The organism is Streptomyces sp. S6 (assembly GCF_054880855.1).
In genome coordinates, this window is sequence record NZ_JBTYMC010000261.1 from 1 (window position 1) to 9,614 (window position 9,614).

The 9,614-nt window shown below is 66.5% G+C and carries 18 protein-coding genes; 1 reads left to right on the top strand and 17 read right to left on the bottom strand.

The window, feature by feature from the left end; all coding sequences use genetic code 11:
* Positions 1 to 185: hypothetical protein (locus ACVNF4_RS27250; RefSeq protein WP_461805527.1), on the top strand; the 185-nt coding region annotated here is incomplete at its 5' end.
* 192 nt (positions 186 to 377) lie between these two features.
* Here the strand turns inward: ACVNF4_RS27250 and map are convergent.
* The 17 genes from map to rplP form a co-directional block, all read right to left on the bottom strand.
* The gene (gene map, locus ACVNF4_RS27255; RefSeq protein ID WP_461805528.1) at positions 378 to 1,214 is read right to left on the bottom strand and encodes a type I methionyl aminopeptidase; all 837 of its coding nucleotides are present in this window, start codon (positions 1,212 to 1,214) and stop codon (positions 378 to 380) included.
* Between the two features lie 157 nt (positions 1,215 to 1,371).
* Positions 1,372 to 1,746: a hypothetical protein gene (locus ACVNF4_RS27260; RefSeq protein WP_461805529.1), complete on the bottom strand. Its 375-nt coding sequence runs from the start codon at positions 1,744 to 1,746 to the stop codon at positions 1,372 to 1,374.
* A 227-nt stretch (positions 1,747 to 1,973) separates the two neighbouring features.
* Positions 1,974 to 2,624: an adenylate kinase gene (locus tag ACVNF4_RS27265; protein ID WP_461805530.1), complete on the bottom strand. Its 651-nt coding sequence runs from the start codon at positions 2,622 to 2,624 to the stop codon at positions 1,974 to 1,976.
* Complete coding sequence (gene secY / locus ACVNF4_RS27270; protein WP_461805531.1) at positions 2,624 to 3,937, bottom strand: preprotein translocase subunit SecY; 1,314 nt, start codon at positions 3,935 to 3,937, stop codon at positions 2,624 to 2,626. The genes ACVNF4_RS27265 and secY overlap by 1 nt, the downstream gene beginning before the upstream one ends.
* 200 nt (positions 3,938 to 4,137) lie before the next feature.
* A complete protein-coding gene (rplO, locus tag ACVNF4_RS27275; protein ID WP_055718833.1) occupies positions 4,138 to 4,593 on the bottom strand; it encodes a 50S ribosomal protein L15 in 456 nt (151 codons plus the stop codon).
* Between the two features lie 2 nt (positions 4,594 to 4,595).
* Entirely contained in the window at positions 4,596 to 4,778 is a 183-nt protein-coding gene (rpmD, locus tag ACVNF4_RS27280) for a 50S ribosomal protein L30 (RefSeq protein WP_005313525.1), read from the bottom strand.
* Positions 4,778 to 5,383 (bottom strand): 30S ribosomal protein S5, encoded by a 606-nt coding sequence (rpsE, locus tag ACVNF4_RS27285; protein ID WP_461805532.1) that lies wholly within the window; start codon positions 5,381 to 5,383, stop codon positions 4,778 to 4,780. The genes rpmD and rpsE overlap by 1 nt, the downstream gene beginning before the upstream one ends.
* Positions 5,384 to 5,419: 36 nt before the next feature.
* Entirely contained in the window at positions 5,420 to 5,803 is a 384-nt protein-coding gene (gene rplR, locus ACVNF4_RS27290) for a 50S ribosomal protein L18 (RefSeq protein ID WP_010354226.1), read from the bottom strand.
* Between the two features lie 3 nt (positions 5,804 to 5,806).
* Positions 5,807 to 6,346: a 50S ribosomal protein L6 gene (gene rplF / locus ACVNF4_RS27295; RefSeq protein WP_461805533.1), complete on the bottom strand. Its 540-nt coding sequence runs from the start codon at positions 6,344 to 6,346 to the stop codon at positions 5,807 to 5,809.
* A gap of 24 nt (positions 6,347 to 6,370) precedes the next feature.
* Positions 6,371 to 6,769, bottom strand: coding sequence for a 30S ribosomal protein S8 (gene rpsH, locus ACVNF4_RS27300; protein ID WP_030788259.1), 399 nt, complete (start codon positions 6,767 to 6,769; stop codon positions 6,371 to 6,373).
* 215 nt (positions 6,770 to 6,984) lie between these two features.
* Positions 6,985 to 7,170: a type Z 30S ribosomal protein S14 gene (locus tag ACVNF4_RS27305; protein WP_003956452.1), complete on the bottom strand. Its 186-nt coding sequence runs from the start codon at positions 7,168 to 7,170 to the stop codon at positions 6,985 to 6,987.
* Between the two features lie 5 nt (positions 7,171 to 7,175).
* Positions 7,176 to 7,733 (bottom strand): 50S ribosomal protein L5, encoded by a 558-nt coding sequence (gene rplE, locus ACVNF4_RS27310; protein ID WP_055718835.1) that lies wholly within the window; start codon positions 7,731 to 7,733, stop codon positions 7,176 to 7,178.
* Entirely contained in the window at positions 7,733 to 8,056 is a 324-nt protein-coding gene (gene rplX / locus ACVNF4_RS27315; protein ID WP_355869341.1) for a 50S ribosomal protein L24, read from the bottom strand. The genes rplE and rplX overlap by 1 nt, the downstream gene beginning before the upstream one ends.
* Positions 8,057 to 8,058: 2 nt before the next feature.
* Entirely contained in the window at positions 8,059 to 8,427 is a 369-nt protein-coding gene (rplN, locus tag ACVNF4_RS27320) for a 50S ribosomal protein L14 (RefSeq protein ID WP_055718836.1), read from the bottom strand.
* A 137-nt stretch (positions 8,428 to 8,564) separates the two neighbouring features.
* Positions 8,565 to 8,849, bottom strand: a complete 285-nt coding sequence (gene rpsQ / locus ACVNF4_RS27325) for a 30S ribosomal protein S17 (RefSeq protein ID WP_461805534.1) — start codon at positions 8,847 to 8,849, stop codon at positions 8,565 to 8,567.
* Complete coding sequence (gene rpmC / locus ACVNF4_RS27330; RefSeq protein ID WP_461805535.1) at positions 8,849 to 9,073, bottom strand: 50S ribosomal protein L29; 225 nt, start codon at positions 9,071 to 9,073, stop codon at positions 8,849 to 8,851. Before rpmC ends, rpsQ begins: the two co-directional genes overlap by 1 nt.
* Entirely contained in the window at positions 9,073 to 9,492 is a 420-nt protein-coding gene (gene rplP / locus ACVNF4_RS27335; protein ID WP_355869336.1) for a 50S ribosomal protein L16, read from the bottom strand. The genes rpmC and rplP overlap by 1 nt, the downstream gene beginning before the upstream one ends.
* Positions 9,493 to 9,614: the final 122 nt, after the last annotated feature.

Sequence of the window (9,614 nt, forward strand, 5' to 3'; positions counted from 1 at the left end):
GGGAGCAGCGGGAGCAGCGGGAGCAGCGGGAGCAGCGGGAGCAGCGGGAGCAGCGGGAGCAGCGGGAGCAGCGGGAGCAGCGGGAGCAGCGGGAGCAGCGGGAGCAGCGGGCAAGGCTACGCGCCTCCGACCTCGGCCCTACACTCCGGCAGACGGCCGACGGGTTTAGGGGCGCGGGGCTGTGACACTTGCGGCTCCGCCGCGTGGGCGCGACCAGCCACAACGAACCCGCACCCGACACGGCACAGCCACCCCCACGAACCTCAGGGGCGCGGGGAACTGCGCGATCAGCCACGACGGGCCCGCACCCGACAGAGCACGGCGCCACCCCCCTCAGGGGCACGGACCCGCACCAGCCCGATGCCCCGCCCCCTCCCCTACCCCAACGGATCCGGCGCCGCAGTCACCCCGTACTCCGCCAGCTTCGCCTTGCCCCCGTCGGGAGCCGTCAGGACCAGGGGGCCGGCGTCGGTCAGGGCGACGGAGTGCTCCCAGTGGGACGACCACGTGCCGTCCGTGGTGATGACGGTCCAGTCGTCGGCGAGGACCTCGGTCTTCGGCGTCCCGAGCGACACCATCGGCTCGATGGCGAGGCAGAACCCGGGCACCAGCCTGGGCCCCTTCCCCCGCTTACGGTCGACGTAGTTCAGCAGATGCGGATCCATGTGCATCTCGGTCCCGATGCCGTGCCCGCCGTAGTCCTCGATGATCCCGTACCGCCCGCCCCCCACCTTCGGCTGCCGGCGAATGTACGTCTCGATGGCCCGGGACACATCGACGAGCCGATTCCCCAGCTTCATCGCCGCGATCCCGGCCCACATCGACTCCTCGGTCACCCGGGACAGCTCGACCAGCTCAGGCGCATGCCCGGACCCCACGAACGCGGTGTACGCGGCATCCCCGTGCCACCCGTCGACGATCGCCCCGCAGTCGATGGAGATGATGTCCCCGGACTTCAGCACGACCTCGTCGGACGGAATCCCGTGCACGACGACGTCGTTCACGGACGTACAGATCGTCGCCGGAAACCCCCCGTACCCCAGGAAGTTCGACTTCGCCCCGTGCTCGGCGATCACCTTGCGGGCAACCTCGTCGAGATCCCGCGTGGACGCCCCCGGCACCGCCGCCTCCCGCGTGGCCGCATGGATCGCAGCGACGACCAGCCCCGCCGCACGCATCTTGGCGATCTGCTCGGGACTCTTGATCTGCACCATGCTGGTCTGCGCCTCCTGGGCCACGGTCGGTTCTGCGGCCCCCCAGAATACGCCCACCCCCCTACGCCCACGCCCTGACGTACGCCGAAGCCCCGGCCGGGGCAGGGGCCGAAGGCCACCCACCCCGACCGGGGCCCGGTCAACCCGGCGGAGCCGCTCAGCTCTCGCGGATCACCGGCGAGACGACACAGGCCCCGCCCCCGTTCCAGCACAGCACCATGTCGTGCGGCGTCCGCCCCAGCAGGTCGGTCTCCTTCGTGTCACACCCGTTGTCCCCGCCGTCGTCGATGGTCAGGATCGTGACGATCCGCCCGTCCGCACGCAGCTGACGGACGTACCCGGTGACCCCGTGATCGTCGACCCGCGTGTCACAGACGCGGAACTTGTCACCGTCGTCGATGAAGGTCATCGTCCCGCGCCCGTTCGGCAGGCTGATGCTGACGTTGCTCGCCATGGCCGGCGAGGACGCGAACCCGATGGCGACGGCGGCGGAGGCTGCGACGACGCCGGCGCGCTTGAGTGCGGTCTTCATGAAGTTCTCCCCGTTGACAGGAGCCGCGAACGGCTCAACTCCACGGGGGCAGACGGAAGTTGGCCTTGCCGACCACCGTTCCCCCGTTGGTCTGGCATGACCCTAGCGATCGAGATCTTGCGTGTCCACAGTCAATTCACGAAACGGCAAAGCGCAAACGAAGAACCCCCACCGTCCCAGGGGACAGCGGGGGTTCGACGTGAGACATGTGCCGTGAGACACCGGGCCTACTCGCCCTGGAGCGCCTCCATGGCCCGCCCCGTGACCTCGTCGACCTTGCCCAGTGCGGAGATCGTGACGACCAGCCCCTGGGTCTTGTAGTAGTCGATGATCGGCTCGGTCTGCGTGTGGTAGACCTCCAGCCGCGTCCGGACCGTGTCCTCGGAGTCGTCGTCGCGCTGGTACAGCTCGCCACCGCAGACGTCGCAGACGCCCTCCACCTTCGGCGGGCTGTACGTCACGTGGAAGACGTGGCTGGAGTGCGTCCGGCAGACCCGCCGCCCGGCGATCCGCTTGACGACCTCCTCCTCGGGGACCTCCAGGTCCAGCACCGCGTCGAGCTTCATGCCTTCGGTGCGCAGCATCTCGTCCAGCGCCTCCGCCTGGGAGACGTTGCGCGGGAAGCCGTCGAGCAGGAACCCGCCCTCGGCGTCCGGCTGTTCCATGCGGTCCTTGGCCATCCCGATGGTGACCTCGTCCGGCACCAGATTGCCCTCGTCCATGTAGGACTTCGCGAGCTTGCCCAGCTCGGTCTGGCGGCTGATGTTGGCGCGGAAGAGATCACCCGTGGAGATGTGCGGGATCGACAGGTTCTTGGCGAGGAACGCGGCCTGCGTACCCTTCCCGGCACCCGGCGGCCCGACGAGGACGATTCGCATCAGCGGAGGAACCCTTCGTAATTGCGCTGCTGGAGCTGGCTCTCGATCTGCTTCACCGTCTCCAGACCGACACCCACGATGATCAGGATGCTGGTACCGCCGAACGGGAAGTTCTGGTTTGCCCCGAAACCAGCCAACGCCATCGTCGGGACGAGAGCGATCAGGCCCAAGTACAGCGAACCCGGCCAGGTGATCCGGTTGAGCACGTAGGAGAGGTACTCAGCGGTCGGTCGGCCAGCCCGGATGCCCGGGATGAATCCACCATACTTCTTCATGTTGTCGGCAACTTCCTCGGGGTTGAAGGAAATCGCGACGTAGAAGAAGGCGAAGAACACGATCAGCAGGAAGTACAGCGCGATGTGCACGGGCGCCGCCGTGTCCGCGAGGTTCCGCGTGACCCAGGTCGCCCAGCCGGCCTGCGAGTTGGAGAACTGGACGATCAGCGCCGGGATGTAGAGCAGCGACGAGGCGAAGATGACGGGGATGACACCCGCCTGGTTCACCTTGAGCGGGATGTACGTCGAGGTACCGCCGTAGGATCGGCGGCCGATCATCCGCTTCGCGTACTGGACCGGGATGCGCCGCTGCGCCTGCTCGACGAAGACGACGAGGCCGACCATGACGAGGCCGATGGCGATGACGGTGCCGAACTCGATCCAGCCGTCGGCCAGCTTGCCCTGCTTCTTGATGGACCACAGCGCGGACGGGAAGGTCGCGGCGATCGAGATGAACATCAGGATGGACATGCCGTTGCCGATGCCGCGGTCGGTGATCAGCTCACCGAGCCACATGACGACGGCCGTACCGGCGGTCATGCAGATGACCATGACGATGGTGCTGAAGATGTCGCGGTCGGGCACGATGCTGTTCGCGACACTGCAACCGGAGAAGAGCGAACCGCTGCGCGCGGTGGCGACGAGACCGGTGCCCTGAAGGATGGCGAGCGCCACGGTCAGGTAGCGGGTGTACTGCGTGATCTTCGCGGTACCCGCCGACCCTTCCTTCTTGAGGGCTTCCAGGCGCGGGATCACGACGGTCAGCAGCTGGAGGATGATGCTCGCCGTGATGTACGGCATGATCCCCAGCGCGAAGATCGTGATCTGGAGCAGGGCCCCGCCGCTGAACATGTTGATCAGCCCGAAGAGGCTCTGGTTGCCGGACGCCTCGTCCACGCACCGCTGGACGGACTTGTAGTCGACGCCCGGGATCGGAACGTGGGTACCGACCCGGTAGACCACGACGATGCCGAGCGTGAAGAGCAGCTTCTTGCGCAGGTCGGGCGTCTTGAACGCCCGGGCGAACGCGGTGAGCACGGTGCCTCCTGCGACCCCCGCGCATCTGCGTCAAGGGTGACGGTCTGAGGTTCGACGGTTGGGTAACGACGATGAAGAAAACAACAGCGCAGGCCACCTTACCGGCGACACTGCCCCCTCTGGAACGACCGACCGGGGATACCCCATATGTGGGGTATCCCCGGTCGGGATCGCTCATGTCATCGAGACGCCTGAGATGCTCAGACGAGCTCGGTGACCGTGCCGCCGGCGGCGGTGATCTTCTCCTTGGCGGACCCGGAGACGGCGTCGACCGTCACCTGGAGCGCCACCGAGATCTCACCCTGGCCGAGGACCTTGACGAGGCTGTTCTTGCGAACGGCACCCTTGGCCACCAGACCCTCGACGGTGACCTCGCCACCCTCGGGGTAGAGCGCGGCCAGCTTGTCGAGGTTCACGACCTGGAACTCGGTCTTGAACGGGTTCTTGAAGCCCTTGAGCTTCGGGAGACGCATGTGGAGGGGCATCTGGCCACCCTCGAAGCGCTCCGGAACCTGGTAACGGGCCTTGGTGCCCTTGGTACCACGACCGGCCGTCTTACCCTTCGACGCCTCACCACGACCGACACGGGTCTTCGCGGTCTTGGCGCCGGGGGCCGGACGGAGGTTGTGGATCTTGAGCGGGCTGTTCTCCGCCATGATCAGTCGACCTCCTCGACCGTCACGAGGTGGCGGACGGTGTGCACCATGCCGCGGAACTCGGGGCGGTCCTCCTTGACGACCACGTCGTTCAGGCGCTTAAGCCCGAGCGAACGCAGGGTGTCACGGTGGTTCTGCTTGCTGCCGATGTAGGACTTCGTCTGCGTGATCTTGAGGCGGGCCATCAGACACCCGCTCCCGCACGCGCCCGCAGCAGAGCCGCGGGGGCGACGTCCTCCAGGGGGAGGCCACGGCGAGCCGCGATCTCCTCCGGACGCTGAAGACCCTTGAGGGCCTCCACCGTCGCGTGGACGATGTTGATCGCGTTGTCGGAGCCGAGCGACTTCGACAGCACGTCGTGGATACCGGCGCACTCCAGGACGGCGCGCACCGGGCCACCGGCGATAACACCGGTACCGGGGGAAGCCGGCTTCAGGAGAACGACGCCGGCCGCCTTCTCACCCTGGATGGGGTGCGGGATGGTGCCCTGGATACGGGGGACCTTGAAGAAGTGCTTCTTGGCCTCCTCAACACCCTTGGCGATGGCGGCCGGCACCTCCTTGGCCTTGCCGTAACCGACACCCACGGTGCCGTCACCGTCGCCCACCACGACCAGCGCGGTGAAGCTGAAGCGACGACCACCCTTGACAACCTTGGCGACACGGTTGATCGCGACGACGCGCTCTACGTACGCGGTCTTCTCGGCGGCAGCAGCGCCGCCGTCACGGCCCTTACGTTCACGCCGCTCGCCGCCACCGGCACCGCCACCGCGGCGCTGGGGTCCAGCCATTGGATTACCTCTCTCTTTCCGCTAGCTACGAGCGGCTCAGAACTTGAGCCCGGCTTCGCGGGCGGCGTCCGCCAGGGCGGCGATGCGCCCGGCGTACTGGTTGCCACCGCGGTCGAAGACAACGGCCTCGACACCGGCGGCCTTCGCACGCTCGGCGACCAGGGCGCCGACCTGCTTGGCCTGCGCGGACTTGTCGCCCTCGCCACCGCGGATCGAGGTGTCCAGGGTGGACGCCGACGCAAGGGTGTGCCCCTTGAGGTCGTCGATCACCTGGGCCACGATGTGGCGGTTGGAGCGGGTAACGACCAGACGGGGACGCTCTTCCGTACCGTTGATCCGCTTGCGGATGCGCAGGTGACGGCGCTTGATCGCGGCGCGCTTGTAGGCGTCGCCCTTCAGGATCTTCTGTCCGTATGCCATGGCTTACTTACCCGCCTTTCCGACCTTGCGGCGGATGACTTCGCCCTCGTACTTGACGCCCTTGGCCTTGTACGGGTCGGGCTTGCGCAGCTTGCGGATGTTGGCCGCAACCTCGCCGACCTTCTGCTTGTCGATGCCCTCGACCTGGAAGCGGGTCGGGTTCTCGACCTTGAAGGAGATGCCTTCAGGGGCCTCGACGACGATCGGGTGGCTGTAGCCGAGAGCGAACTCAAGGCTCGTTCCCTTGGCGGCCACACGGTAACCGACACCGCTGATTTCGAGCTTCTTCACGTAACCCTGGGTCACGCCGGTGATCATGTTCGCCACCAGCGTGCGGGACAGGCCGTGCAGGGCCTTGCTCTGACGCTCGTCGTTGGGGCGGGTGACATTGAGAATGCCGTCCTCACCCTTGGCGATGTCGATCGGTGCTGCGACGGTGTGGGTCAGCTCGCCCTTGGGGCCCTTGACCTTCACCGTGCGGCCGTCGATGGTGACGTCCACGCCGGCGGGAACCGCGATGGGGAGCTTGCCGATACGCGACATAGCTGTTTCCTCCGTTCCCTTCTGCTACCAGACGTAGGCGAGGACTTCCCCACCCACGCCCTTCTTGCCGGCCTGCTTGTCGGTGAGGAGCCCGTGCGACGTGGAGATGATCGCCACGCCGAGGCCGCCCAGCACCTTCGGCAGGGAGGTGGACTTCGCGTACACCCGGAGACCGGGCTTGGAGATCCGCTTGATGCCCGCGATGGAGCGCTCACGGTTCGGGCCGAACTTCAGCTCAAGGGTGAGGTTCTTGCCGACCTCGGCGTCCTCGACCTTCCAGCCCGTGATGAAGCCCTCCTGCTGGAGGATCTCCGCGATGTGCGACTTGATCTTGGACGCCGGCATCGTCACGGAATCGTGGTACGCCGAGTTCGCGTTCCGCAGACGCGTCAGCATGTCTGCGATCGGATCAGTCATGGTCATGAATTGGCCTTCGGCCTCTCTCGCCGGGGTTTCCTGTATGCGCCATCCCTCTCCCCACTCGGTGGCGGGACGGGTGCGGTGCGGGGACCTACGGCGTAGTAAGTCGTATCGGACGACCGTCAGGCGCCCAACCCCCCAAGCCTAAGCCATGGAGAGGAGGGCGCCTGACACGCCCAGTGCTTACCGAGAGCTTCCGGAATCCCTAAAAGCGGGGATTACCAGGAGCTCTTGGTCACGCCCGGCAGCTCGCCGCGGTGAGCCATCTCACGAAGGCACACACGGCACAGGCCGAACTTGCGGTACACGGAGTGCGGACGACCGCAGCGCTGGCAGCGGGTGTACGCGCGCACACCGAACTTCGGCTTACGAGCAGCCTTAGCGATCAGAGCCTTCTTCGCCATCTCGCTCACGCCTCCTTGAACGGGAAGCCGAGGTGACGAAGGAGCGCGCGGCCCTCAGCGTCGTTGGTCGCCGTGGTGACCACGGTGATGTCCATACCCCGGACACGGTCGATCTTGTCCTGGTCGATCTCGTGGAACATGACCTGCTCCGTGAGACCGAAGGTGTAGTTGCCACGGCCGTCGAACTGCTTGGGGGACAGACCGCGGAAGTCGCGGATGCGCGGGAGCGCGAGCGACAGGGTGCGGTCCAGGAACTCCCACATGCGGTCGCCACGGAGCGTGACGTGGGCACCGATCGGCTGGCCCTCACGCAGCTTGAACTGCGCGATGGACTTACGGGCCTTGGTGACCTGCGGCTTCTGGCCGGTGATCGTGGAGAGGTCGCGGATGGCGCCCTCGATCAGCTTGGAGTCGCGGGCGGCGTCGCCCACACCCATGTTGACCACGATCTTGACGAGGCCGGGGATCTGCATGACGTTCTCGTACTTGAACTCGTCCTGCAGCTTGCCCGCGATCTCCTCGCGGTACTTCGTCTTGAGACGCGGAGTCGTGGTGGTAGCCATCAGATGTCCTCACCCGTCCGCTTGGCAACGCGAACCTTGTTGCCCTCGTCGTCGAAGCGGAAACCGACCCGCGTGACGACCTTCTTGCCGTCCTTCTCCACGACCAGCTGGACGTTGGAGACGTGGATCGGCGCCTCGGTCGTGACGATGCCGCCGGCCTGCGAACCCTTGGCCGTCGGACCGGCCTTGGTGTGCTTCTTGACCCGGTTGACACCCTCGACCAGGACGCGGTCCTCGCGGGGGAAGGCCGCGATGACCTTGCCCTGCTTGCCCTTGTCCTTACCGGTGATGACCTGGACCAGGTCGCCCTTCTTGATCTTCATGCTTACAGCACCTCCGGCGCGAGCGAGATGATCTTCATGAACTTCTTCTCGCGCAGCTCACGGCCGACCGGGCCGAAGATACGGGTGCCGCGAGGGTCGCCGTCGTTCTTCAGAATGACGGCGGCGTTCTCGTCGAAACGGATGTACGAGCCGTCCGGACGACGACGCTCCTTGACGGTGCGCACGACGACCGCCTTGACGACGTCGCCCTTCTTCACGTTGCCGCCGGGGATCGCGTCCTTGACGGTGGCAACGATGACGTCACCGATGCCCGCGTAGCGGCGACCGGAGCCACCGAGCACACGGATGCAAAGGATTTCCTTCGCACCAGTGTTGTCGGCGACGCGCAGTCGCGACTCCTGCTGGATCACGTCTATCTCCTGTGTGTCTGCCGGTTCCCGGCGGGGGCCGCCTCGTCACGAGACGAGCCCCCACCGAGCCTGGCGGAACTGTCCTGCGGGGGTGCCCGCAGGATACCTATCTGTTGGAATTCCCTTGCGGGAATTACCTACTTGGCCTTTTCGAGGATCTCGACGACGCGCCACCGCTTCGTGGCGGACAGCGGCCGGGTCTCCATCAGGAGGACGCGGTCGCCGACGCCGGCGGCGTTCTGCTCGTCGTGAGCCTTGAGCTTGTTCGTACGGCGGATGACCTTGCCGTACAGCGCGTGCTTGACGCGGTCCTCGACGGCGACGACGACGGTCTTGTCCATCTTGTCGCTGACGACGAGACCCTCACGGGTCTTGCGGAAGCCGCGGGCCTCTGCGGTCTCAGTCACGTTGTTCTCGCTCATCAGGCGCTCTCCACCGTTTCGATGCCCAGCTCGCGCTCACGCATCAGGGTGTAGATCCGCGCGATGTCCTTACGGACGGCCTTGAGCCGACCGTGGTTCTCAAGCTGACCCGTCGCCGCCTGGAAGCGGAGGTTGAACAGCTCTTCCTTGGCCTCGCGGAGCTTCGCGAGAAGCTCCTCGTTGCCCAGCTCGCGCAGCTCGGTCGCCTTGGTACCGGCCGACATCACGCTTCACCTGCCTCGCGCTTGACGATCCGGCACTTCATCGGCAGCTTGTGGGCGGCGCGAGTCAGGGCCTCACGGGCGATCTTCTCGTTGGGGTACGACAGCTCGAACATCACGCGTCCGGGCTTGACGTTGGCGATCCACCACTCCGGGGAACCCTTACCGGAACCCATGCGGGTCTCGGCGGGCTTCTTGGTGAGGGGACGGTCCGGGTAGATGTTGATCCAGACCTTGCCGCCACGCTTGATGTGACGGGTCATGGCGATACGAGCGGACTCGATCTGCCGGTTCGTCACGTATGCCGGGGTGAGGGCCTGGATCCCGTACTCGCCGAACGACACCTGCGTGCCGCCCTTGGCAGCGCCGTCCCGCTTGGGGTGGTGCTGCTTGCGGTGCTTGACCCTACGGGGGATCAGCATGTCGGTCAGGCCTCCGTTCCGGTGTTGTCAGCCGGAGGGGTGGCGGGAGCCTCGGCCGCGGGGGCCTCGGCACCGGCAGCCTGCGGCTTGCGACCGCGCCGCTCGCCACCGCGGCCACCACG

Excerpts from the sequence above, each read along its gene's own strand:
- map (WP_461805528.1), bottom strand. The coding sequence starts at position 1,214 with ATGGTGCAGATCAAGAGTCCCGAGCAGATCGCCAAGATGCGTGCGGCG.
- ACVNF4_RS27260 (WP_461805529.1), bottom strand. The coding sequence starts at position 1,746 with ATGAAGACCGCACTCAAGCGCGCCGGCGTCGTCGCAGCCTCCGCCGCC.
- ACVNF4_RS27265 (WP_461805530.1), bottom strand. The coding sequence starts at position 2,624 with ATGCGAATCGTCCTCGTCGGGCCGCCGGGTGCCGGGAAGGGTACGCAG.
- rplO (WP_055718833.1), bottom strand. The coding sequence starts at position 4,593 with ATGGCGGAGAACAGCCCGCTCAAGATCCACAACCTCCGTCCGGCCCCC.
- rpmD (WP_005313525.1), bottom strand. The coding sequence starts at position 4,778 with ATGGCCCGCCTCAAGATCACGCAGACGAAGTCCTACATCGGCAGCAAG.
- rpsE (WP_461805532.1), bottom strand. The coding sequence starts at position 5,383 with ATGGCTGGACCCCAGCGCCGCGGTGGCGGTGCCGGTGGCGGCGAGCGG.
- rplR (WP_010354226.1), bottom strand. The coding sequence starts at position 5,803 with ATGGCATACGGACAGAAGATCCTGAAGGGCGACGCCTACAAGCGCGCC.
- rplF (WP_461805533.1), bottom strand. The coding sequence starts at position 6,346 with ATGTCGCGTATCGGCAAGCTCCCCATCGCGGTTCCCGCCGGCGTGGAC.
- rpsH (WP_030788259.1), bottom strand. The coding sequence starts at position 6,769 with ATGACCATGACTGATCCGATCGCAGACATGCTGACGCGTCTGCGGAAC.
- ACVNF4_RS27305 (WP_003956452.1), bottom strand. The coding sequence starts at position 7,170 with ATGGCGAAGAAGGCTCTGATCGCTAAGGCTGCTCGTAAGCCGAAGTTC.
- rplE (WP_055718835.1), bottom strand. The coding sequence starts at position 7,733 with ATGGCTACCACCACGACTCCGCGTCTCAAGACGAAGTACCGCGAGGAG.
- rplX (WP_355869341.1), bottom strand. The coding sequence starts at position 8,056 with ATGAAGATCAAGAAGGGCGACCTGGTCCAGGTCATCACCGGTAAGGAC.
- rpsQ (WP_461805534.1), bottom strand. The coding sequence starts at position 8,849 with ATGAGCGAGAACAACGTGACTGAGACCGCAGAGGCCCGCGGCTTCCGC.
- rpmC (WP_461805535.1), bottom strand. The coding sequence starts at position 9,073 with ATGTCGGCCGGTACCAAGGCGACCGAGCTGCGCGAGCTGGGCAACGAG.
- rplP (WP_355869336.1), bottom strand. The coding sequence starts at position 9,492 with ATGCTGATCCCCCGTAGGGTCAAGCACCGCAAGCAGCACCACCCCAAG.